This window comes from Enterobacter sp. BIDMC92, from assembly GCF_001030225.1.
In the GTDB taxonomy this organism is placed as follows: Bacteria; Pseudomonadota; Gammaproteobacteria; order Enterobacterales; family Enterobacteriaceae; genus Enterobacter; species Enterobacter sichuanensis.
In genome coordinates, this window is the sequence record NZ_KQ087598.1 from 306344 (window position 1) to 330150 (window position 23807).

The 23807-nt window shown below is 53.5% G+C and carries 24 protein-coding genes; 20 read left to right on the forward strand and 4 right to left on the reverse strand.

Annotated features, from left to right (window positions below; translation table 11 throughout):
* Window positions 1-37: 37 nt before the first annotated feature.
* From SP99_RS01435 to SP99_RS01450, 4 genes are all read left to right on the forward strand, one after another.
* Entirely contained in the window at window positions 38-406 is a 369-nt protein-coding gene (locus SP99_RS01435) for a diacylglycerol kinase (RefSeq protein ID WP_047957539.1), read from the forward strand.
* Window positions 407-514: 108 nt separating this feature from the next.
* Entirely contained in the window at window positions 515-1123 is a 609-nt protein-coding gene (lexA, locus tag SP99_RS01440) for a transcriptional repressor LexA (RefSeq protein WP_025757830.1), read from the forward strand.
* 62 nt (window positions 1124-1185) lie between these two features.
* Window positions 1186-2523, forward strand: coding sequence for an MATE family efflux transporter DinF (gene dinF / locus SP99_RS01445; RefSeq protein WP_047957540.1), 1338 nt, complete (start codon window positions 1186-1188; stop codon window positions 2521-2523).
* Between the two features lie 120 nt (window positions 2524-2643).
* The gene (locus SP99_RS01450) at window positions 2644-2853 is read left to right on the forward strand and encodes a CsbD family protein (RefSeq protein WP_014882139.1); all 210 of its coding nucleotides are present in this window, start codon (window positions 2644-2646) and stop codon (window positions 2851-2853) included.
* A 49-nt stretch (window positions 2854-2902) separates the two neighbouring features.
* Here the strand turns inward: SP99_RS01450 and zur are convergent, their stop codons facing one another.
* On the reverse strand, window positions 2903-3415 hold the full coding sequence (zur, locus tag SP99_RS01455) for a zinc uptake transcriptional repressor Zur (RefSeq protein WP_025757832.1): 513 nt from the start codon (window positions 3413-3415) through the stop codon (window positions 2903-2905).
* Between the two features lie 115 nt (window positions 3416-3530).
* Between zur and SP99_RS01460 the strand changes: the two genes are divergently transcribed.
* The 4 genes from SP99_RS01460 (at window position 3531) to pspG (ending at window position 6959) form a co-directional block, all read left to right on the forward strand.
* The gene (locus SP99_RS01460; protein WP_025757833.1) at window positions 3531-4019 is read left to right on the forward strand and encodes a cupin domain-containing protein; all 489 of its coding nucleotides are present in this window, start codon (window positions 3531-3533) and stop codon (window positions 4017-4019) included.
* Between the two features lie 172 nt (window positions 4020-4191).
* Window positions 4192-5502, forward strand: a complete 1311-nt coding sequence (locus SP99_RS01465; protein WP_047957541.1) for a conjugal transfer protein TraF — start codon at window positions 4192-4194, stop codon at window positions 5500-5502.
* Window positions 5503-5584: 82 nt separating this feature from the next.
* Window positions 5585-6580 (forward strand): tRNA dihydrouridine(20/20a) synthase DusA, encoded by a 996-nt coding sequence (dusA, locus tag SP99_RS01470; RefSeq protein WP_045285556.1) that lies wholly within the window; start codon window positions 5585-5587, stop codon window positions 6578-6580.
* Between the two features lie 136 nt (window positions 6581-6716).
* Complete coding sequence (gene pspG, locus SP99_RS01475; protein WP_025757837.1) at window positions 6717-6959, forward strand: envelope stress response protein PspG; 243 nt, start codon at window positions 6717-6719, stop codon at window positions 6957-6959.
* Window positions 6960-7143: 184 nt separating this feature from the next.
* On the opposite strand, the gene SP99_RS01480 is transcribed toward pspG, so the two are convergent.
* Entirely contained in the window at window positions 7144-8127 is a 984-nt protein-coding gene (locus tag SP99_RS01480; protein WP_047957542.1) for a quinone oxidoreductase, read from the reverse strand.
* A gap of 60 nt (window positions 8128-8187) precedes the next feature.
* Between SP99_RS01480 and dnaB the strand changes: the two genes are divergently transcribed.
* The 8 genes from dnaB (at window position 8188) to SP99_RS01520 (ending at window position 15286) form a co-directional block, all read left to right on the forward strand.
* Window positions 8188-9600, forward strand: coding sequence for a replicative DNA helicase (gene dnaB / locus SP99_RS01485; RefSeq protein ID WP_025757838.1), 1413 nt, complete (start codon window positions 8188-8190; stop codon window positions 9598-9600).
* Between the two features lie 16 nt (window positions 9601-9616).
* Window positions 9617-10696, forward strand: coding sequence for an alanine racemase (alr, locus tag SP99_RS01490; RefSeq protein ID WP_047957543.1), 1080 nt, complete (start codon window positions 9617-9619; stop codon window positions 10694-10696).
* Window positions 10697-10813: 117 nt separating this feature from the next.
* A complete protein-coding gene (gene tyrB, locus SP99_RS01495; protein ID WP_047957544.1) occupies window positions 10814-12007 on the forward strand; it encodes an aromatic amino acid transaminase in 1194 nt (397 codons plus the stop codon).
* Between the two features lie 267 nt (window positions 12008-12274).
* Window positions 12275-12988, forward strand: coding sequence for an acid phosphatase AphA (gene aphA, locus SP99_RS01500; RefSeq protein WP_047957545.1), 714 nt, complete (start codon window positions 12275-12277; stop codon window positions 12986-12988).
* A gap of 113 nt (window positions 12989-13101) precedes the next feature.
* Entirely contained in the window at window positions 13102-13518 is a 417-nt protein-coding gene (locus SP99_RS01505) for a secondary thiamine-phosphate synthase enzyme YjbQ (RefSeq protein WP_045285553.1), read from the forward strand.
* Window positions 13519-13520: 2 nt separating this feature from the next.
* Window positions 13521-13874, forward strand: a complete 354-nt coding sequence (locus SP99_RS01510; protein WP_047957546.1) for an MmcQ/YjbR family DNA-binding protein — start codon at window positions 13521-13523, stop codon at window positions 13872-13874.
* A 97-nt stretch (window positions 13875-13971) separates the two neighbouring features.
* The gene (locus tag SP99_RS23000; protein WP_053060126.1) at window positions 13972-14505 is read left to right on the forward strand and encodes a CHAP domain-containing protein; all 534 of its coding nucleotides are present in this window, start codon (window positions 13972-13974) and stop codon (window positions 14503-14505) included.
* Between the two features lies 1 nt (window position 14506).
* Window positions 14507-15286: a CBS domain-containing protein gene (locus tag SP99_RS01520; RefSeq protein WP_047957547.1), complete on the forward strand. Its 780-nt coding sequence runs from the start codon at window positions 14507-14509 to the stop codon at window positions 15284-15286.
* Window positions 15287-15321: 35 nt separating this feature from the next.
* Here the strand turns inward: SP99_RS01520 and uvrA are convergent, their stop codons facing one another.
* On the reverse strand, window positions 15322-18144 hold the full coding sequence (gene uvrA, locus SP99_RS01525) for an excinuclease ABC subunit UvrA (RefSeq protein WP_047957548.1): 2823 nt from the start codon (window positions 18142-18144) through the stop codon (window positions 15322-15324).
* Window positions 18145-18395: 251 nt separating this feature from the next.
* Between uvrA and ssb1 the strand changes: the two genes are divergently transcribed.
* Together ssb1 and SP99_RS01535 are read left to right on the forward strand one after the other, a co-directional pair.
* Window positions 18396-18920 (forward strand): single-stranded DNA-binding protein SSB1, encoded by a 525-nt coding sequence (gene ssb1, locus SP99_RS01530; protein WP_008503384.1) that lies wholly within the window; start codon window positions 18396-18398, stop codon window positions 18918-18920.
* Window positions 18921-19036: 116 nt separating this feature from the next.
* Window positions 19037-19672 carry a hypothetical protein gene (locus SP99_RS01535; RefSeq protein WP_047957549.1) on the forward strand — a complete coding sequence of 212 codons (636 nt, stop codon included), beginning with the start codon at window positions 19037-19039 and terminating at the stop codon, window positions 19670-19672.
* A 61-nt stretch (window positions 19673-19733) separates the two neighbouring features.
* Here SP99_RS01535 and SP99_RS01540 read toward each other — a convergent pair whose 3' ends face one another.
* Entirely contained in the window at window positions 19734-20015 is a 282-nt protein-coding gene (locus SP99_RS01540) for a YjcB family protein (protein ID WP_025757848.1), read from the reverse strand.
* A gap of 486 nt (window positions 20016-20501) precedes the next feature.
* On the opposite strand from SP99_RS01540, the gene SP99_RS01545 reads away from it, so the two are divergent.
* Both SP99_RS01545 and SP99_RS01550 read left to right on the forward strand, forming a co-directional pair.
* Window positions 20502-21902 carry a GGDEF domain-containing protein gene (locus tag SP99_RS01545; RefSeq protein WP_047957550.1) on the forward strand — a complete coding sequence of 467 codons (1401 nt, stop codon included), beginning with the start codon at window positions 20502-20504 and terminating at the stop codon, window positions 21900-21902.
* Window positions 21903-22241: 339 nt separating this feature from the next.
* Window positions 22242-23807 carry an EAL domain-containing protein gene (locus SP99_RS01550; RefSeq protein ID WP_025757851.1) on the forward strand — a complete coding sequence of 522 codons (1566 nt, stop codon included), beginning with the start codon at window positions 22242-22244 and terminating at the stop codon, window positions 23805-23807.

Genomic DNA, 23807 nt, shown 5'->3' on the forward strand with positions numbered 1-23807 from the left:
CTGTTACTGACGCTCTTTTTTAAAAAAGGTTCTTTTAATGGCCAATAATACCACTGGGTTAACCCGAATCATCAAAGCTGCTGGCTACTCCTGGAAAGGTTTTCGCGCCGCGTGGGTCAACGAAGCTGCCTTCCGCCAGGAGGGCATCGCCGCGATTGTCGCGGTGATTATCGCCTGTTTCCTTGATATTGATGCGATAACGCGCGTTCTTCTGATCGGATCCGTATTGTTGGTGATGATAGTGGAAATTCTGAATAGCGCTATTGAGGCCGTTGTGGATCGTATCGGCTCTGATTTCCACGAACTTTCAGGCCGGGCAAAAGACATGGGCTCTGCTGCCGTGTTGCTGGCGATTATCACTGCCGTTATCACCTGGGTCACGCTGCTTTGGTCACATTTCCGATGAGCCTCGAGGAATAATTAAGTCCCTGGTTTTTTGTGCAGTTTTTGGTTCCAAAATCGCCTTTGACTGTATATACTCACAGCATAACTGTATATACACCCAGGGGGCGGAATGAAAGCGTTAACGACCAGGCAGCAAGAGGTGTTTGATCTCATTCGGGATCATATCGGCCAGACGGGTATGCCACCCACGCGTGCGGAAATCGCGCAGCGTCTGGGCTTCCGTTCTCCGAATGCTGCCGAAGAACACCTGAAAGCGCTGGCGCGTAAGGGTGTCATTGAGATTGTTTCGGGCGCGTCGCGGGGTATCCGCCTGCTGGTGGAAGAAGAGACGGGCATTCCGCTGGTGGGGCGTGTTGCTGCAGGTGAGCCTTTACTGGCCCAGCAGCATATTGAAGGCCATTACCAGGTCGATCCTGGCATGTTCAAACCGAGCGCTGATTTCCTGCTGCGCGTAAGCGGTATGTCGATGAAAGACATCGGCATTCTCGATGGCGATCTGCTTGCGGTTCACAAAACGCAGGATGTGCGAAACGGTCAGGTTGTGGTCGCACGTATTGATGATGAAGTGACCGTCAAGCGTCTGAAAAAACAGGGTAACACCGTACAGTTACTGCCTGAGAACAGCGAGTTCTCCCCGATTGTGGTGGACCTCCGTGAACAGAACTTCTCTATCGAAGGACTGGCGGTTGGGGTGATTCGCAACGGTGAATGGCTTTAATCTTTTCCTGACAGGCTACAGTTCCGCTGTAGCCTGATTCATTTCCCACTTCCGGTATTTTCATGTCACTGCTGACGGCATCCGATAAGGCATTGTGGCGTCTTGCTTTGCCGATGATTTTCTCCAATATCACCGTGCCCTTGCTGGGGTTGGTTGATACCGCCGTTATTGGTCATCTGGATTCGCCTGTTTATCTTGGCGGCGTGGCGATTGGCGCAACGGCAACCAGCTTTCTGTTCATGCTGTTGCTCTTTTTGCGCATGAGTACGACCGGCCTTACCGCGCAGGCCTACGGTGCAAAAGATCCGTTGCGTCTGGCGCGTGCGCTGGTTCAGCCGATGATGCTTGCGCTTGGCGCAGGGGCGTTGATCGTTTTACTGCGCGCTCCCCTGATTGACCTTGCACTCCATATCGTTGGCGGCAGCGAGGCAGTACTGGAACAGGCGCGGCGTTTTCTTGAAATCCGCTGGCTTAGCGCGCCCGCCTCGCTGGCTAATCTGGTTCTGCTGGGGTGGCTCCTGGGCGTCCAGTATGCCCGTGCGCCTGTCATTCTGCTGGTGGTGGGGAACCTGCTCAACATTGTGCTGGATGTCTGGCTGGTAATGGGGCTGCAGATGAACGTGCAGGGGGCCGCCCTGGCGACGGCGATTGCCGAATACGGGACCTTTATTATTGGTCTGTGGATGGTCTGGCGTGTGCTGGTGATGCGCGGGATCTCCCTTGCGCTGCTCAAAACCGCCTGGCGCGGCAATGTTCGCAAACTGCTGGCGCTCAACCGTGACATCATGCTGCGTTCATTGCTGCTTCAACTCTGCTTTGGGGCACTGACGGTCTTTGGCGCACGGCTTGGGCCGGACATTGTTGCGGTTAATGCCGTCCTGATGACGCTGCTGACCTTTACCGCCTATGCGCTGGACGGCTTTGCCTATGCGGTTGAAGCGCATTCGGGGCAGGCGTATGGCGCACGCGAAAGCGGGCATCTGCAGGATGTCTGGCGGGCGGCCTGTCGACAGTCGGGTCTGGTGGCGCTGGCATTCGCGCTGATTTACGCCTGCTTTGGCGAACAGATTATCGCGTTACTCACCTCTCTGCCGGCACTGCGCGAACTGGCGAGCCATTATCTCATCTGGCAGGTCATTTTGCCGGTGGTGGGTGTCTGGTGTTATCTGCTGGACGGCATGTTTATCGGCGCGACGCGCGGAGCCGAAATGCGTAACAGCATGGCTGTCGCGGCGGCCGGGTTTGGCCTGACGCTGCTGACGCTTCCGTGGCTTGGTAACCACGGTTTATGGCTGGCGTTGGCCGTCTTTCTCTCGCTGCGCGGGTTATCGCTGGCGTTTATCTGGCGCCGACACTGGCAAAACAATACCTGGTTCCCCTCACGCCACGATATATCGTGACGGTTAAAGATTCCGAATATGAAACTAACAGCGGAATCCTTAACTACAATAATTATCACGTCCAGCAGAAAAGAACGTAACGGACGTTACGACCCGACGCTTAACGAAGAGGACACGATGATGAATAAAGACGAAATCGGCGGCAACTGGAAGCAGTTCAAAGGTAAAGCGAAAGAACAGTGGGGTAAGCTGACGGATGACGATATGACCGTCATTGAAGGTAAACGCGACCAGCTTGTCGGTAAAATTCAGGAGCGTTACGGCTACGCAAAAGACCAGGCGGAAAACGAAGTCAAAGACTGGGAAACCCGTAACGATTACCGCTGGTAACGCTGAATAACCCACTGAGGCGGCTTAAAAGCCGCCTTTTCTTTTGCTGCTAACGCGGCTTTTTCTTTACCAGAATCGAGTGGTCGTGCTGACATGCGTCCTGATGTCGACAGGCTTCCACTTCTACACACGCTGAGCACAGACCGTGTGCCTCAATTACGTTATGGCGCAGGGCAAAGCCCATTTTAGCGGCCAGCGTATGCATAATGTCTTCCACACCTTCCGCACCTTCTTCTTTCACCACGCCGCAGCGGTCACAAATAAACATCGCCGAGGTGTGGGTAGGCTGATCGAACAGATGACACAGCACATAGCTGTTTGTGGATTCGACTTTATGCACAAACCCTTGTTCCAGCAGGAAATCCAGCGCGCGATAGACCGTCGGTGGCTTTGCCTGCGGCTCGCTTTCGCGGAGCAGGTCGAGCAGATCGTAGGCGCTGATGGCACCCTGTTGCAGACTCATCAAGCGCAACACTTCAAGGCGCTGCGGAGTCAGGCGCACATTGCGTTGCGCGCACAGCTTTTCGGCCTGCGCTAACAGCTCTTTTGTGGACTTATCCATTTAGCACCCCGGATGTTATAGGACGGAAAACCCTCACTTTATCATGTTCTGCTAAAAACACCGAGATCGGCCAGTCTGTGCTATACCTGACCCATCGCAAACCGGGAGATAAACAATGAAAAGACCTGACTGTATTCGGCACTGGCGTGATGTTGAAGGTGCGGATGACTCGACTTACCCCGACAGCGATGAGCTGTTTTCCATCGGTGCGCCGCTGGCCCGCAAGCTCGGGCTCGGGCGCATTGGCATCCATCATGAGCGTTTGCCGCCAGGACGCAGGACATCCTATCCCCACGCGGAAAGCGATGAAGAAGAGTTCATTTACGTGATTGAAGGCTACCCTGAAGCCTGGATTAATGGCTACTTGTGGAAGCTGGAGCCTGGCGACAGCGTGGGCTTTCCTGCCGGAACCGGCATCTGTCATACCTTTATCAATAACACGGACGAAGAGGTTCGGTTACTGGTCGTTGGCGAGGCTAACAAGAAGCACAACCGTATCTACTATCCACTCAACCCCGAGTACGCCGCCACGCGGCAAGATCGCTGGGTAGACCATCCTCCCCAGTTTTTTGGGCCGCATGATGGAAAACCTGGGAAAAAATAATTTCCTCTTCTATAAATATTGAGGGCCGTCACAAATTACAACAGGCCGTAAGGAAGTTTTACTTAGGGAAAGAATTAGCGGGTCTTTTACTACTTATTCACAGCAATAGTTCGTTCCTGTTTGGGTGATAACAGACAGGGGTTATTTCATAACAGACTATAACGGGCATACTGTGAAAAAAAATTTTAAATTTTCGGTGGTTAGCATTGCTGTCTCCTTGTTTATGGCAAATCAGGCGGGAGCAGCCAATACCTGGACAGAATCACGCAGCGACGCAATGGGTGGCACCGGCGTGGCTTCGGGAAGCTATGGCAGTGGGGCGTTAATCAACCCCGCGCTGCTGGCAAAGGCAAAACCGGACGATGATGTGACGGTCATATTGCCTTCGGTTGGCGCGCAGATCACGGATGAAGACAATCTTCAGGACGAGATTGATAATATCAACGACAAAATTAATCACTATAAGGATGTGGTGGATAATCTTACACCGGTTGAAATTATCACCAATCCATTAGGTTCTATTAACCAGTTCCAGGGCGCGGCAAAAGATCTTGCCGATGAGCTGGACTATCTCAAGGGCAAGACCGCACGCGCTACGGCAGGGGCAGGCATTGCCGTGAGTATCCCTAACGATGTCCTTTCTGTGGCGTTTATGGCGAAAGGCTACGCCCATGGTCGGGTGAGTTCGTCGATCGACCAGCAGGATATTGATTACCTCCGCGGTATTCAAAACAGTGATGCGGTCGCGGCCGGCATCGCGCTGGATGCTGCGCTGAACGGCACGGACCAAATCACCAAAAACCTCAACTCAACGGCCTCTGGCCGGGCGGCAATTGTGTCCGACTATGGCGTTGCCATTGCCCGTCAGTTCGATCTTGGCGGCGTTCCGGTTTCCGTGGGCGTGACGCCAAAACTGCAAAAAACCTGGGTCTATAACTACACGACCTCAATCTACGATTACGACAGTAATAAGTGGAACGACAGCCGCTACCGTACAGACGATACGGGCTTCAACGTGGATGCCGGGATTGCGGCCGATTTCGGCGAAAACTGGACCGTCGGCGTGAGCGGACAAAACCTGATGTCGCGTGATATCGACACCAAAGATATCCGTATCCGCAACGGGCGTACGGGAGAAGTGGTGAGCTATAAAGACACCTACCAGATCCGTCCGCTGGTGACCGCCGGGGCCGCCTGGCACAACGATCTGGTGACGCTGACCGCCGATGGTGATCTGACGGAAACCAAGGGCTTCAAGAGCGAAGATACGTCACAGTATGTTGGTGTCGGTGCCGAAGTCACGCCGCTGAGCTGGCTGGCGGTGCGGGCGGGTTATCGCGCAGACGTGAAGGGTAACGACAGCAATGTCTTTACCGGCGGTGTCGGTTTCGCGCCGTTTAGCACCGTGCATGTTGACCTGATGGGTCTGTACGGCGAAGACGAGACCTGGGGGGCAGGGGCTCAGCTGAGCATGACGTTCTAAAGTCCACCGGAGGCGCTGCGCCTCCGGCTTTTCTTTGTGCTATAGTAGCGCCCCTTTTCCACCAGATGCTTAAAACTTCGCCATGTCGTCAGAATTACAGACTGTTTTTCCCGCACACCGTTTTTCCATTGCGCCGATGCTCGACTGGACGGACAGACACTGCCGCTACTTCCTGCGTCAGCTCTCCCGCCATACGCTGCTGTACACCGAGATGGTGACCACGGGCGCAATCATTCACGGCAAGGGCGACTATCTGGCCTATAGCGAGGAAGAGCATCCGGTTGCCCTGCAGCTGGGCGGCAGCGATCCGGCCGCGCTGGCGCAGTGCGCGAAGCTGGCAGAAGCGCGCGGCTACGACGAGATCAACCTCAACGTCGGCTGCCCGTCCGATCGCGTGCAAAACGGCATGTTCGGCGCGTGCCTGATGGGGAACGCTCAGCTGGTGGCAGACTGTATCAAGGCGATGCGCGACGTGGTCTCCATCCCGGTGACGGTCAAAACCCGCATCGGCATTGACGACCAGGACAGCTACGAATTCCTGTGCGATTTTATCAATACGGTTTCCGGGAAAGGCGAATGCGAGATGTTTATCATCCACGCGCGTAAAGCCTGGCTTTCTGGCCTTAGCCCAAAAGAGAACCGTGAAATTCCACCGCTGGACTATCCTCGCGTGTATCAGCTGAAGCGTGATTTCCCGCACCTGACGATGTCGATCAACGGCGGCATTAAGTCGCTGGAAGAGGCGAAAGCGCACCTTGAACATATGGATGGCGTGATGGTCGGGCGCGAGGCGTATCAGAATCCGGGCATTCTGGCGTCGGTCGATCGGGAAATCTTTGGTATCGCAGGCGCAGACACTGACCCGGTTGCCGTCGTGCGTGCCATGTATCCTTACATTGAGCGCGAGCTGAGCAACGGCACATATCTCGGCCACATTACCCGCCATATGCTCGGCCTGTTCCAGGGGATTCCGGGCGCGCGTCAGTGGCGTCGCTACCTGAGCGAGAACGCACATAAAGCCGGCGCCGATATCGATGTGCTGGAGCATGCGCTGCGACTGGTGGCTGATAAGCGATAATTTTCGCTAAAAGTTCGTCAAATTCACCACGCCCTGCGACGTCTCGCGGGGCGTTTTGCTTTAAGAACAAGAGATTAGATTTGGCATGGATTTTGTAATGCCTGTTGCATTACTCAGGAACTCGTGGGAGAGCACCATGCTGGAACTACTTTTTGTGATTGGCTTTTTTGTCATGCTGTTAGCGACAGGTGTGTCGCTGCTCGGCATTCTGGCGGCTATCGTCGTGGCGACGGTGGTGATGGTTATCGGCGGGTTATTTGCCCTGACGATCAAGCTGTTGCCGTGGTTACTGCTGGCCATTGCGGTGGTGTGGGTGATACGGGCGATAAAATCACCAAAACTGCCCACTTATCAGCGCAATAACCGCTTTCGTTACTAAGGTATTGAGGGGTTCGTCACATACTTGTAACTTTTCCGGCAGCAGGGCTTAGAACAGAATAGGATTTACTTATCGAATCTGTCACTATGGCTGCCGCTAAAGAATTCATCGAGCTGTACCCTACATACAGCCGAACTAAAAAAAGAAAGGGCTTCCTTAAGGAAGCCCAATTTCTTTTCAGGGCTCAGGGAATCAGCAAACTCGACCCCTGCGTGGCCCGACTCTCCAGCACCTCATGTGCGCGCTGCGCATCGATTAGCGGATATTTCTGCGCCTCTGCCACATCCACTTTTATCACCCCGCTGGCGATCAGCGAGAACAGCTCGTTACTGGCTTCCTCCAGCTCTTCCCGGTTGGTGATGTAACCCTGCAGGGATGGGCGCGTGACGTACAGCGAGCCTTTCTGATTCAGAATGCCGAGATTTACCCCGGTCACCGCGCCTGACGCATTCCCGAAGCTGACCATCAGCCCACGACGCTGCAGACAATCCAGCGAGGCTTCCCAGGTATCTTTCCCTACAGAGTCATACACGACGCGGACTTTTTTGCCGTTGGTTATCTCTTTCAGCCGTTCGGTAATGCTCTCTTCACGGTAGTTAATGACCTGCCAGGCGCCCGCCTGCAGCGCGCGCTGCGCTTTTTGCGCATTGCCCACGGTACCGATCAGTTTCGCGCCCAGTGCTTTTGCCCACTGGCAGGCGATAAGCCCGACGCCACCCGCCGCGGCATGAAACAGGAACTGCTCGTCGGGTTTTATTTCATAGGTTTTGCGCAGCAGGTAGTAAACGGTCAACCCCTTCAGGAACGAGGCCGCCGCCTGCTCAAAGGTGATGGCGTTGGGCAGCAGGGCGGCTTTATCCGCCGGGACGTTATGGACGGAGCTGTAAGCCCCAAGAGCCGATTGCGCATACACCACGCGATCGCCCTCCTTAAGATGCTTAACCGCGCTGCCCACTTTGCTGACGATACCGGCCGCCTCGGTACCCAGCCCGCTCGGCAGTGACGGAGGCGGGTAGAGGCCGCCGCGAATATAGGTATCGATATAATTTATGCCGATGGCTTTGTTTTCGACCTGCACTTCATTTTCGCCAGGCGCGGCGGGGATGAACTCCACCGCTTTGAGTACGTCAGGGCCACCATGCTTGTGAAATTCAATACGTGTTGCCATGCTTCCTCCAGAATGTGGTAATCTTTCGACCCACTCTTTATCTCGGTAACTCCATTCACTATGGCAGGAAACAAACCCTTCAACAAACAGACTGAACCTCGCGAGCGTGATTACCAGGTCGCAGGGTTAAAGGTCCCGCCGCACTCGATTGAAGCGGAACAGTCGGTGTTGGGCGGTTTAATGCTGGATAACGAACGCTGGGACGACGTCGCTGAGCGCGTGGTGTCTGAAGATTTCTACACCCGTCCGCACCGTCATATCTTTACCGAAATGGCGCGTCTGCAGGAGTCGGGCAGCCCGATTGACCTGATCACGCTCGCGGAATCGCTGGAGCGTCAGGGTCAACTGGACAGCGTCGGCGGGTTCGCCTATCTGGCAGAATTATCGAAAAACACGCCAAGTGCGGCGAACATCAGCGCCTACGCCGACATTGTGCGCGAACGTGCGGTTGTCCGCGAGATGATCTCGGTGGCGAATGAGATCGCCGAAGCCGGTTTTGATCCGCAGGGCCGTACCAGCGAAGATCTGCTCGACCTCGCGGAGTCCCGCGTCTTTAAAATCGCCGAAAGCCGCGCCAATAAAGACGAAGGCCCAAAAAATATCGCCGATGTCCTTGACGCCACCGTCGCCCGTATCGAACAGCTGTTCCAGCAGCCGCATGACGGTGTGACCGGGGTGAACACCGGCTATGACGATCTCAACAAGAAAACCGCCGGCCTGCAGCCGTCAGATTTGATTATCGTCGCCGCGCGTCCGTCGATGGGTAAAACGACCTTTGCGATGAACCTCGTCGAAAACGCGGCGATGTTGCAGGACAAGCCGGTACTCATCTTTAGTCTTGAGATGCCCTCCGAGCAGATCATGATGCGTTCTCTGGCATCGCTGTCGCGCGTGGACCAGACCCGCATCCGTACCGGTCAGCTTGACGATGAGGACTGGGCGCGCATCTCCGGCACCATGGGCATTCTGCTGGAAAAACGTAACATCTATATTGATGACTCCTCCGGCCTGACGCCGACGGAAGTCCGTTCCCGCGCGCGCCGTATCGCCCGCGAGCACGGCGGCATTGGTCTTATCATGATCGACTACCTTCAGTTGATGCGCGTGCCGTCGCTTTCCGACAACCGTACGCTGGAAATCGCCGAGATTTCCCGCTCGCTCAAGGCGTTAGCCAAAGAGCTGCACGTGCCGGTCGTGGCGCTGTCGCAGCTTAACCGCTCCCTGGAACAACGTGCCGACAAACGTCCGGTCAACTCCGACCTGCGTGAATCCGGCTCCATCGAGCAGGATGCGGACTTAATCATGTTCATCTACCGTGATGAGGTTTATCACGAGAACAGCGACCTGAAAGGGATCGCCGAAATTATTATTGGTAAACAACGTAACGGCCCGATCGGGACGGTGCGTCTGACCTTTAACGGCCAGTGGTCGCGTTTCGACAACTATGCCGGTCCTCAATATGATGATGAGTAATTTCTAAGGAATTCAAATGCAAGCGGCAACAGTCGTCATCAACCGCCGCGCTCTGCGACACAACCTGCAACGTCTGCGTGAACTGGCACCCGCCAGCAAGCTCGTTGCAGTCGTGAAAGCGAACGCTTACGGACACGGTCTTCTCGAGACCGCGCGAACGCTCCCCGATGCCGACGCCTTTGGCGTCGCCCGTCTTGAAGAAGCTCTCCGCCTGCGCGCGGGGGGGATCACGCAACCGATTCTGCTGCTGGAAGGTTTTTTCGAAGCCGCAGATTTGCCGACCATTGCTGACCAGCATCTTCACACGGCGGTGCATAACGAAGAGCAGCTCGCCGCACTGGAAACCGCCGAGCTAAGCGAGCCGGTCACCGTGTGGATGAAGCTCGACACGGGTATGCACCGTCTGGGCGTGCGTCCGGAGAACGCGGACGCGTTTTACCAGCGTTTGTGCCGGTGCAAAAACGTGCGTCAACCGGTGAATATTGTCAGCCACTTCGCCCGCGCCGATGAGCCCGAGTGCGGTGAGACCGAGCGGCAGCTGGATATCTTTACCACCTTCTGCGAAGGCAAGCCCGGGATGCGATCCATTGCGGCATCCGGCGGAATTTTACTGTGGCCTCAGTCGCACCTCGACTGGGCTCGCCCGGGCATCATTCTTTACGGCGTGTCGCCGCTGGAGAACAAACCCTGGGGACCGGACCTGGGTTTCCAGCCGGTGATGTCTCTGGTGTCTAATCTGATTGCTGTGCGCGAACACAAAGCGGGTGAGCCGGTAGGTTACGGCGGCACCTGGACCAGCGAGCGTGATACCCGTCTCGGCGTCGTGGCGATGGGCTATGGCGACGGCTATCCGCGCGCCGCGCCGTCCGGTACGCCGGTTCTGGTCAACGGCCGCGAAGTGAAGATTGTGGGTCGGGTGGCGATGGACATGATCTGCGTCGATCTGGGGCCCGACGCCCAGGATAAACCCGGCGACGATGTGGTGATGTGGGGCGAAGGGTTGCCTGTTGAACGCATTGCTGAAATGACAAAAGTGAGTGCTTACGAACTTATCACGCGCCTGACATCAAGGGTGGCGATGAAATACATCGATTGAACCGACAATGAAGTGAGGCCAATAACCTCACTTCAACTTTATTAACATCCACTCGATCTTCTCCCACTTCCGGTTTATTGTTGAATTCCCTGCCTCATCGAATTCCGGAGACATCGCGTGTTTCAGAAAGTTGACGCCTACGCCGGCGACCCCATTCTCTCCTTAATGGAGCGTTTCAAAGAAGATCCTCGCAGCGATAAAGTGAACCTCAGCATTGGCCTGTATTACAACGAGGATGGCATTATTCCTCAGTTGAAAGCCGTCGCTGAAGCCGAAGCGCGTCTGAACGCCTCGCCGCACGGTGCGTCGCTATATTTGCCGATGGAAGGGCTCAACAGCTACCGCAACACCATCGCGCCGCTGCTGTTTGGTGCCGATCACGCCGTGCTGGCGCAAAAACGGGTGGCGACCATCCAGACGCTGGGCGGGTCGGGTGCGCTTAAAGTGGGTGCCGACTTTCTGAAAAAATATTTCCCGGATTCGGGAGTGTGGGTCAGCGACCCAACGTGGGAAAACCACGTAGCGATTTTTGAAGGCGCAGGATTTAAGGTGGCGACCTACCCGTGGTTCGACAGCGAAACCAACGGCGTGCGCGTTGAGGCGCTGCTGGAAAAACTGAATACGCTGCCGGAGCGCAGTATCGTCCTGCTGCATCCGTGCTGTCATAACCCGACCGGTGCAGACCTGACAAATGCTCAATGGGATGCAGTGATTGAGGTGCTGAAAGCGCGCAATCTGATCCCGTTCCTCGATATTGCCTATCAGGGCTTTGGCGCAGGGATGGAAGAGGATGCCTACGCGATCCGCGCCGTTGCCAGCGCCGGGCTGCCTGCACTGGTGAGTAACTCCTTCTCGAAAATCTTCTCCCTGTACGGCGAGCGCGTCGGTGGCCTTTCCGTGGTGTGCGAAGACGCCGAAGCGGCGGGCCGTGTACTGGGGCAACTGAAGGCGACGGTGCGCCGTATCTACTCCAGCCCGCCAAACTTTGGTGCGCAGGTGGTGGCGACCGTTCTCGGTGATGAGCAGCTGAAAGCTAACTGGCTTGCTGAAGTGGAATCCATGCGTAAGCGTATTCTGTCGATGCGTCAGGAACTGGTTAACGTGCTGAAAGAGGCTGTGCCGGGGCATAACTTTGACTATCTGCTGAAACAGCGCGGGATGTTCAGCTACACCGGACTGAGCGCCGCTCAGGTCGATCGCCTGCGTGAAGAGTTTGGCGTCTATCTGATTGCCAGCGGGCGTATGTGCGTGGCAGGTCTCAATGCCAGCAACGTGCATCGTGTAGCGCAGGCATTTGCCGCTGTAATGTGAGTATTTACTTACGTGTATGCCCTGTGTAGGCCGGGTAAGGCGTAGCCGCCACCCGGCTTTTTTGTTTGCACCAGTGTAAAATTTCGCCCGGTGGCGCTGCGCTTACCGGGCCTACACGCCTCTTCTGTGCTTTGTGATCGTCTTCTTTTTATTCGACTTCATAAGTAAAAACTCCTTTCCTTCACCTCCCGCTGGGGTTATGGTCGGAAAGTTTTTGACCATTCGCTCAAAATAAAACGATAACGAACTGAATATTCAGGGGAAAATATGCGCAAGATCACACTGGCGCTCAGCGCCGCCTGCTTATTGTTCTCGCTTAACAGTGCTGTCGTCGCGCGCGCTTCCGCCCCGACGCCGCTTTACACCGGCACCACCGCTGCCATTCTTGCTGAACAGGCACCCATTCACTGGGTTTCCGTGGCCCAGATCGAGAACAGCCTGATGGGGCGTCCGCCAATGGCCGTGGGCTTCGATATTGACGATACCGTTCTGTTCTCCAGCCCGGGATTCTGGCGCGGCAAAAAAATGTATTCTCCCGACAGCGAAGCGTATCTGAAAAACCCCGAATTCTGGGAAAAAATGAACAACGGCTGGGACGAATTCAGCATCCCGAAAGAGGTGGCCCGCGCGCTTATCGCCATGCACGTGAAGCGCGGCGACAGCATTTACTTTGTCACCGGACGTAGTCAGACCAAAACGGAAACCGTCTCTAAAACCCTGCAGGATGATTTCATGATCCCGGCGGCCAACATGAACCCGGTGATCTTTGCGGGTGACAAAGAAGGGCAAAACACCAAAACCCAGTGGCTGGAAATGAAAAATATCAAACTGTTCTACGGTGATTCAGATAACGACATTACCGCTGCGCATGACGTCGGGGCCAGAGGGATCAGAGTGTTACGCGCTTCTAACTCGACCTATCGACCGCTGCCGATGGCCGGAAAGTTTGGCGAAGAGGTGATCGTCAACTCGGAGTATTAAGCCCCAGGCAGCGGCTTTGACTCTTTTTTAGTCAAATCTCGCTGCTGCGGGTTTTACCTTTCGTCTTCTTGCTGCACACTTAGAAAGATTCATCTTTCATTACGGAGCAGCACATGTGGTATCAACAGACCCTGACGTTAAGCGCTAAACCACGCGGATTTCACCTGGTGACGGATGAAGTCATCGGGCAAATCCGCGACCTGTCGCGGGTCAAAACGGGTTTGCTGCATTTGCTGCTTCAGCACACGTCTGCCTCTCTCACGCTTAATGAAAATTGCGATCCCACCGTCCGGTCTGACATGGAGCACCATTTTCTGAAGACCGTTCCGGACAACGCGCCTTATGAGCACGACTATGAGGGCGACGATGACATGCCTTCACATATCAAATCTTCCCTGCTGGGCGTATCGCTGATGTTGCCGGTACACCATGGGCGGCTAATGCTGGGAACATGGCAGGGGATCTGGCTGGGAGAGCATCGTATTCACGGTGGTTCGCGTAAAATTATCGCCACGCTACAAGGGGAATAAAGATGACAATTTCGGAGCTACTTCAGTACTGCATGAGTAAACCAGGCGCGGAGCAGAGCGTTCATAGCGACTGGAAAGCCACCCAGATTAAAGTGGGGGACGTCCTGTTTGCGATGGTGAAAGAGGTTGAGGGGCGTCCAGCGGCGTCGCTGAAAACCAGCCCGGAACTGGCCGATTTGTTACGCCAGCAGCACCATGACGTGCGGCCAAGCAAGCATCTCAATAAAGCTCACTGGAGTACCGTCTATCTTGACGGGTCGCTGCCAGGCTCACAAATATACTATCTGGTTGACGCGTCTTATAAGCAGGCGGTTGATATGTTGCCTGAGGACGTTCAGCGTAAAATATCCATATAGAAGTCGTATGATGAATGGATGTAATTAATAAAATTGGGTGAAAGACGATAGCCGCCACCCTCATATAATTACCTCTACTGTCATAGTGGAGGTAATTATGGACTCGATAATTAATAGGCTCGTAGACATTGCTGATAAAGAAATAGGTACCCGTGAAGGTGTCGTAAATAACACAGGTGCCAGAATAGTGGAATATCAAGGGGCCACCTGGTTGCAACCTGGTGCATGGCCATGGTGTGCTGCATTTACCTGTTGGATTATGCAGGAGTGGTTGAAGGAGGAAGAGGTTCGACAGCGGTTGAATATTGCGACATTTTCTCTGGCGGATAAATGGCGCTGCCGTGATGCGAGCGCATTTGGTTGGGAGAAATGGGCGCAGCAAAAAGGACTCACTGTTCTTTCAAAAGGACATAATGCTCAGAAGGGCGATTTTGTTGTCTATGATTTCTCTCATATTGGAATTGTGAAAAGGGATCAATTGGCTATTAATGATGATATTCTTACCGTAGAAGGTAACACTAACGGACTCGGTGACAGAGACAGCACTTCTGGTGATGGTGTGTGGGAAAAGACAAGACACCCTTCACTCGTCAGGTGTTATATCCGTATCCCTGGCATCCAGGTGGTGTAACATGGACAATTCGCCATCTACTCCTGTAGACGCTGCATCGCAGAGCGAGGCTTCGTTACCCCGGCAAAGGATAGGAGGGCTTGTTCTTTCTGGCGGATTAGGAATTATTATTTTTCTTCTGTTTATTGCGTTAATAGTTCTTTATAAACATGATAGCGACGCTTCTCTAAAAGATATCTTTCCTTTGGTTAAAGATCTTATTATGATTTTCTTGCCAGTAATTTCTGCATGGATTAGTACTATAATTGCATTCTACTTTTCTCGTGATAGCTTGAAAGCTGTCACAGAACACGCACAGGATATTGCGATAGCCTTAGCTGGGGATGATAAATTAAAAACTATTTTTGTTAGTCAGGTTATGTATCCCATGGATGAAAAGTTTGTGGTTATGCAAAGGAACGTTAACTATGCCGACATAAAATTGTATCATGATTTATTAGACGGGAAAATGAAAGATAGAAACATTACGCGTCTACCCATTTTGGATGAAAACGGTGTGATAAAATATATTATCCACCAAAGTATGATCACCGAATTTATTGCTCGTAACAGAACCCTCCAGGATCCCACATTGCAAGATTTAATCAATGATCCGACCTATGGCATTCTTTTCACCCGTTTTGGCGTGGTAGGGGCAAAAGCGACGTTGCTGGAAGCAAAAAAACAGATCGATCAGGACAGAGAATGTCAGGATGTCATTGTGACATTGAACGGAGAAAGAGATGCTGCCGCATTGGGATGGATTACCAATACGATGATAGAAGAGAAAAGTCGGGTTTGATAACCACAGCCTTCCGGCTGTGGTTATGCAACTGATTACAGCAATGGCTTGAGGAAGCGCGCGGTGTGCGAGGCTTCGCACTCTGCAACGGTCTCTGGGGTGCCGGAGACAAGGATTTCACCGCCGCCGCTGCCGCCTTCCGGGCCGAGATCGACAATCCAGTCCGCGGTTTTAATCACGTCCAGGTTGTGTTCAATGACCACAATGGTGTTGCCCTGATCGCGAAGCTGATGCAGAACGTCGAGCAGCTGCTGGATATCGGCAAAGTGCAGACCGGTGGTCGGCTCATCCAGGATATACAGCGTCTGACCGGTACCGCGTTTGGACAACTCACGCGCCAGCTTCACGCGCTGCGCTTCACCCCCTGACAGCGTGGTGGCGGACTGCCCCAGACGAATGTAGGTCAGACCGACGTCCATCAGCGTCTGCAGCTTACGCGCCAGCGCAGGTACGGCATCAAAGAACTCACGCGCCTCTTCGATGGTCATGTCCAGCACTTCGTGGATCGTTTTGCCTTTGTACTTAATCTCCAGTGTTTCGCGGTTATAGCGTTTGCCTTTGCACTGGTCGCACGGCACGTAGATATCCGGCAGGAAATGCATCTCCACCTTGATCACGCCGTCGCCCTGACACGCCTCACAGCGGCCGCCGCGAACGTTAAAGCTGAAACGACCTGGCGTATAGCCGCGCGAACGCGCTTCCGGAACGCCTGCAAACAGCTCACGTACGGGCGTAAAGACGCCGGTATAGGTCGCCGGGTTGGAACGCGGGGTCCGGCCAATCGGGCTCTGATCAATGTCGATAACCTTATCGAAATGCTCCAGCCCCTGGATATCACGGTACGGTGCCGGTTCGGCCAGCGTCGCGCCGTTCAGCGCCGTCTGCGCAATCGGGAACAGCGTATCGTTGATTAGCGTCGATTTACCGGAACCGGATACGCCAGTAATACAGGTAAACAGGCCAACCGGCAGCGTCAGGGTGACGTCTTTCAGGTTGTTGCCGCGCGCGCCGGTGAGCTTAAGCACTTTCTCCGGATTCGCCGCCACGCGCTGCTTCGGCACCTCAATCTTGCGCTTGCCGCTCATGTACTGGCCGGTTAACGATTCTGGCACTGCCATAATGTCTTTCAGGGTGCCTTCCGCGACCACCTGGCCGCCGTGTACGCCCGCGCCCGGGCCGATGTCGATAACATGGTCGGCAGCACGGATCGCATCTTCATCATGCTCAACCACAATCACCGTATTGCCGAGGTTACGCAGATGAATAAGGGTACCGAGCAGACGCTCGTTGTCGCGCTGGTGAAGGCCGATGGACGGCTCATCAAGCACGTACATGACGCCGACCAGGCCTGCGCCAATCTGGCTTGCCAGACGGATACGTTGGGCTTCACCGCCGGAGAGCGTTTCTGCCGAGCGGGAAAGCGTCAGGTAGTTCAGGCCAACGTTGACCAGGAACTTCAGACGATCGCCGATCTCTTTCAGCACTTTTTCGGCGATTTTCGCGCGCTGGCCAGAGAGCTTCAGATTGTTGAAGAAGTCCATTGCGTGACCGATGCTCATGTCTGAGATGGTCGGCAGTGCGGTGTTTTCCACAAACACGTGGCGCGCTTCGCGACGCAGACGGGTGCCGTCACAGGTGGCGCAGGAGCGGTTGCTGATGAACTTCGCCAGCTCTTCGCGTACCGCGCTGGATTCCGTCTCTTTGTAGCGGCGCTCCATATTGTGCAGCACCCCTTCGAAAGGGTGGCGACGTACGGAGGTGTCGCCGCGATCGTTCATATATTTGAACTCGATGTTCTCTTTACCGGAACCGAACAGGATCACTTTGTGCACGTTCGGGCTCAGGCTGGCCCACGGCGCTTCCACGTCGAACTTATAGTGCTCTGCCAGCGATTTAAGCATCTGGAAGTAGTAGAAGTTACGCTTATCCCAGCCGCGGATCGCGCCGCCCGCAAGCGACAGCTCCGGATTCTGGATCACACGATCCGGGTCAAAATACTGCTGCACACCCAGGCCGTCACACGTCGGGCAGGCGCCCGCCGGGTTGTTGAATGAGAACAGGCGCGGTTCCAGCTCGCGCATGCTGTAGCCGCAAATCGGACAGGCAAAGTTGGCGGAGAAGAGCAGCTCTTCCGCCTGCGGGTCGTCCATGTCGGAGACCACGGCGGTACCGCCGGAGAGTTCCAGCGCGGTTTCAAACGATTCCGCCAGACGCGTGGCGAGATCGTCACGCACCTTAAAGCGGTCAATCACCACTTCAATAGTGTGCTTCTTCTGCAGCTCCAGCTTAGGGGGATCGGACAGGTCACACACCTCGCCATCAATACGGGCGCGGATATAGCCCTGGCTTGCCAGGTTTTCCAGCGTTTTGGTGTGCTCGCCCTTACGCTCTTTGATGATCGGCGCCAGCAGCATCAGGCGTTTGCCTTCCGGCTGCGACAGCACGTTATCCACCATCTGGCTCACGGTCTGTGCCGCCAGCGGGACGTCGTGGTCCGGGCAGCGCGGCTCACCCACGCGGGCATACAGCAGACGCAGGTAGTCATGAATTTCGGTAATGGTACCGACCGTTGAGCGCGGGTTATGCGAGGTGGACTTCTGCTCAATAGAGATAGCAGGAGACAAGCCTTCAATGTGGTCGACATCCGGTTTTTCCATCAGCGACAGGAACTGACGCGCGTACGCAGAGAGTGATTCAACGTAACGACGCTGTCCTTCGGCATACAGAGTGTCGAAAGCCAGTGAGGATTTGCCAGACCCCGAAAGCCCGGTCACGACAATGAGTTTGTCGCGAGGGATTATGAGGTTGATATTCTTGAGATTGTGGGTGCGGGCGCCCCGAACTTCGATCTTATCCATTCACCTTTCCCGGTTGGAACACGGATTGCCTGGTTTGTTTGAAGGACAAACGGCTGTCAGAAACGGCTAATTATGACACAATTTGACCTGTTTGAATATACAGTATTGGAATGCATTTTCTGACTGACTGTGTAACAATGTTATGTTCGCACGAGAACTCTGGAATCCATCTCGCAGCTATCAAAATGCAGCATGGAAATGGTACACTCGCGCGTTTACACTATTAAGAAACGTATTCAGGAGACACGAACATGGCCAGCAGAGGCGTAAACAAGGTGATTCTCGTCGGTAATCTGGGCCAGGACCCGGAAGTACGCTACATGCCGAGTGGTGGCGCAGTTGCCAACATTACGCTGGCTACTTCCGAATCCTGGCGTGATAAAGCGACCGGTGAGATGAAAGAGCAGACCGAATGGCACCGCGTTGTGCTGTTTGGCAAACTGGCAGAAGTGGCCGGTGAGTATCTGCGTAAAGGTTCTCAGGTGTATATCGAAGGCCAGCTGCGTACCCGCAAATGGACCGATCAGTCCGGTGCTGAGAAGTACACCACTGAAGTGGTGGTTAACGTCGGTGGCACCATGCAGATGCTGGGTGGCCGTCAGGGCGGTGGCGCACCAGCAGGTGGTGGCCAGCAGCAGGGCGGTTGGGGTCAGCCTCAGCAGCCACAGGGCGGCAACCAGTTCAGCGGCGGCGCACAGTCTCGTCCGCAGCAGCAGTCTGCGCCGGCGCCGTCTAACGAACCGCCAATGGATTTCGACGACGACATTCCGTTCTGATTTCCAGCCTCTAACAAAAGCCCTGCTGTCGCAGGGCTTCTTATATTACCCGGTGGTTGATAATTACATGCATAACGGTGTAAATGTTGTCTGAATAATATCGTCCGCGAGGTGCTATGCCACAACAACTCTTTGATCCTGCTGACGTCCAGAAAACATTCTCAATGCTGACTGTGGACAGCCATAATACGACGTTGCTGAATGAGATTTCCCTTCGAGCATCAGTCGATGATGAGCTGAGTTTTGGCCCATTCCCTCCAGGCTATCATTTTGTCAGGGCTGAAAATCGTATTGCGGGTATTCCTAACGAGCATTTTGAACTGGCCTTAGTTAATGAAATCACCAAAGAGATTGTTTACTACAATCGCGTGATTTATCAGAAAGATGCCTTCTTAAACTACATGCCGGTAACGCAAATCCTGATATGGCGGTCGCCCAAACCGTCGCATCGTGGCGTGTTACGCGATCTGCCTGGCAAAGTGTTTTCCCAATACTTACTGGAAAAATACAACGTCATTATCACAGATCGTCACCAGACGCGTGACGGTATGAGCTTCTGGCAATCTCGGCTGTACGACGCCATCGCCAGCGGTCATCATTTGTATGCCTACGACATGATCACCTGTGAAATGAGGCCAATTAAGAGGGACAGCGATATTGGCAACCAGGTTGACTGGCTTTGGGGAGATGAAGAACACCACCAGAACCGCCTGGCGATTATCAGTAAATTCCCGCTGCCTGTTATGGACTGAAGCCCTGAAAATAAAAAAGCCTCGTAAAAGAGGCTCTTAACATCTTGTTATAAAACGACCATCAGGTAATGACCATCGGCCAGTCTGGTGGCGTGTGGCTCATCGCTTCAACCATCACCACTTTGATATTTTCCCAGACGGCGGCCATATCCAGCAGGGTAATGCCAAGCAGACCTGTTGCAAACCAACAGGCCGCGCCCAGTCCTAACAGCGTACTGATGACAGCAAGGCCCGTGTAGTCAGATTTACGAAATTGAATGTTCAGCGTGCTGGCTAAAAACATCAGTACCGCACTCAACAAAGGCCAGCGCAAGAGAACCATGCTGGTAGTAATGGTTGCCATAAAACCCATCCTCTACAAAACAGACGAACTGAATGAAACAGATTTTTTCGTTACATAAGATGTGTGAACTATATCACGTTTGCTGTTTTATTCGCCAGTCCCGGGCTGATGAAAAAGAGGGATTCCTCGCTGCCTGTAACCGTATTCGGCTGGGAGAAAATATATCTTTGCAGGCTAAGCTCTCATTCCCCGTACTCTTTATAATGAATTCATTGAGATAGCAAAATCGATGCAAAAGAGGGCGCGTTGTATAACGTTTACAGCCATATCCCTATGGCTTATGCTTGAGTGGACAATTAATTTTACTCGCAGCTAACCTTTCAGGTTTTTGAATTTTATTGTTTTTTATTTATTTGTACGTATTTAATTACACACAACGTTGTTTTAATTCGCTGCGCTGAGTTCCAGCTTGTGGCGTTGGTATGACGACATTTCGAATCTGAAGAAAGTTGCGTCCGGTTTATCGCCTGATAAACAGCGAAAAAAATGAAAGAAAACCGACGTGAGATTATTAATGACAGCATGCAGGCGCTGCATGCGCTGGCAAAGCTGATGCCCCAGCTTCATGCCCAATGTTCACTGGCCGACATGCTGGAGACCATCAGCCGCGCCCTGGGCGCAAGCCTTGCCTGGGTCAGCGTAAATGGTGATGACGGCCTGCAGCGTGTGGTCAGCGCCGGGGAGATGACCTGCCATCCCTTCGAGGTCGCCGATTTCCTCGCGGGCACTCTGCTTGAGCGGCATCATCGTTCGTGGCGGGTGGTTTACTGGAAAGAAAATATTGGCCGCGCGTTATTTCCTCCTCAGCATCCCGGTTATGCGCAGCTGCAAAGCGGGGTACTGTGCAAACTTTCGACCCATAACTGGCACTGCAGCGGCTATTTCTTTTTAGGGTTTGATGAACGACTCTATTCTCTGCCGGTTCTGAAAAATATCGTCGTGGTGCTGGTCGAAAAATTAAAAGACTATTTCGCGGAAATTATTGCCCGGGAGAAAACCGCTCAGGAAATGCAGCGCGTCGTGACGCAATATAAGACCCTGTTTGAACGGGCCCCGGTGTTGATGAACTCTTTCGATAAATTTAACCGCTGCGTGCTATGGAATGCCGAATGTGAAAAAGTGTTCGGCTGGACGATGGCGGAGATCGCTGAATATGCCGATCCGCTTGCGCTGTTTTATCCCGACCCTGAAGAGCGGCGGCGGGTCAGGGAGTCGGTCAATGTCTCACCGCTTAAAGATATGTATGAATGGCATCCGCTGCGCAAAGACGGCACCCGGCTGACGGTACTGTGGTCCAACATTCTGTTGCCGGACAACTCTATCCTCAATATTGGGCTGGACATTACCGAGCGGAAAAAAGCTGAGCAGGAGCTGGAGGTAAAAGCCACCACCGACGATCTTACCGGCTGCTTTAACCGTTCGGCGATTTTGCAGCAGCTGGAGCTTGCGCTGGCGGCCAGTACCCGGCAGGAGGTTAACAGCCACTTTTGTGTCCTGATGTTTGACCTGGATTTTTTCAAGCAGATCAACGATGAGTGGGGTCACCCGGTGGGCGATGCGGCGCTCCTTCACTTTTGTAACGCGATCCGTGAGTTAGCGCCCTCAGAGTCAGCGTTAGGGCGCGTGGGAGGAGAAGAGTTTTTGCTTTTGCTGGCGCACTCTGACGGCAATGGCGCTGCGCAGTTGTCCGCCAGGCTGCGCACCTTTCTGCAAACTCACCCGCTGGTTGTGGGTGAGAGAAAGCTGTCGCTGTCGTTTAGTGCTGGCGTTGTCGAAGTCTGTGGGGGACAGCGGGATACTTCGGCCTTACTGAGGCGTGCCGATAAAGCATTATATGAGGCCAAGCATTCGGGGCGAGGAAAAACGGTGGTGGCTGATTATTTATAAATCAATGCACAAAATACGCCCAAACAAATAGCATAAAATGTCATGATGGGGTTGTGTTTTTTTCGTGCTGTCACAAGTTTGGCTTAATCAACGATCGTCTGTTGTGTTATCTTCCCACCGCGCTTACGGGCTGGATAATTATTTTCCTTAATTGAAACGGAACGAATACTTACAGTTTCACTTACGGGAAAATATTATCGTCATAACGAAATTTAAGATTTTTAATACTAAAAGTCAGTTGCTAACTTCGCATGATTCATGCAACGTAATCACCTGTTTAACAAAGCATCCGGCCTTCATTACTACAGGCGTACAACATGCAGGGATATAGGGCGGGAAATGAATCGTAGCGCACGGCGCAAGATGCTCAGGGTGGTAGGGATCATCATGGTAGTTATGCTGCCGGTGATGCTTGCGCTATGGTTTGCCCAGCTAAGAGCCGTATCAGAAACAAGCGCCCAGCTACGCACCTTTGCTGAACTGGCTTTAGACAAAACCGAGCTGGTTATTCAGCAGGTTGATCTGGCCCGGATTGAGGCTACAAAATATCAGGGTGAGCGTTGTACGCCGGAACACCGTCAATATATGTTGAACGTGGTTCGTGGCCGCCTGTTTGTTGCCGATTTAATTTATGCGGAAGGTCAGAATTTTCTTTGTTCGACCGTTTTTACACCGGATCATCCCTACGCCATTCCCGTTGCTAATTACACCCGGAAACCTGACGTCGCTATCTATTATTATCGCGATACCCCATTTTATACTGGCTATAAAATGACATATATGCAGCGCGGAAATTATGTGGTGGTGGTTAATCCACTTTCATACAGCGAAGTCATGTCCGAAGATCATTCCCTTTCATGGGGAGTATACGACACGGTTACCAATGCGTTCTTTTCCGTTAGCCAGAAAGCCAACGTGTCGTTATTAAATTCGATGATTCGGGATAAGGAATCGGTATTTCAAAAAGATAACCGTTTTTATACGGTCGTAAAATCGCCCAAAAGACCGATTGCGGCGATTGTGTCGACATCGAATAAACGCTTTTATGAAACGCTTTATCATCAGGCGACGCTGACGCTGCCGCTGGGCATGATCTGCAGCATGATTATTTTGCTGGTATGGTCCCGTACCCATCGTGAGCTTAATTCGCCAGGGCGCTTGTTGCACCGGGCGCTGAACAAGCGTCAGCTTTGCGTACACTATCAGCCGATTATTGATATTAAGAATAATCAGTGTGTGGGCGCGGAAGCGTTGTTACGCTGGCCGGGTTTTAACGGGCAGGTGATGAGCCCGGCGGAATTTATCCCGCTGGCGGAAAAAGAGGGCATGAGCGAGCGGATCACGGACTATGTCGTTGAGGAGGTGTTCAGCGATCTGGGCCATTTCCTGGCCGGGCATCCGCATCTCTATATTTCAATTAACCTGTCGGCCACGGATTTTCACTCCTCGCGGCTGATTGCTATGATTTCTGACAAGGCCCGCCACTACGCCGTCCGTGCCCAGCAAATCAAAATAGAAGTGACGGAACGCGGTTTTATCGATGTCCCCAAAACCACGCCGGTGATTCAGGCTTTCCGTCAGGCGGGCTATGAAGTCGCGATCGATGATTTCGGTACCGGTTACTCGAACCTGCATAACCTTTATTCGCTGAACGTGGATATTCTGAAAATCGATAAATCGTTTATCGATACCTTAACCACCAACAGCACCAGCCACCTGATCGCCGAACACATCATCGAGATGGCTCAGAGTCTGCGGCTTAAAACCATTGCGGAAGGGGTTGAGACGGCAGAGCAGGTAAGCTGGCTGCTGAAGCGCGGCGTCCAGTACTGTCAGGGATGGCACTTCGCGAAAGCGATGCCGCCCCAGGAATTTATGACCTGGCAGCAGCAACCTTTGCATTGA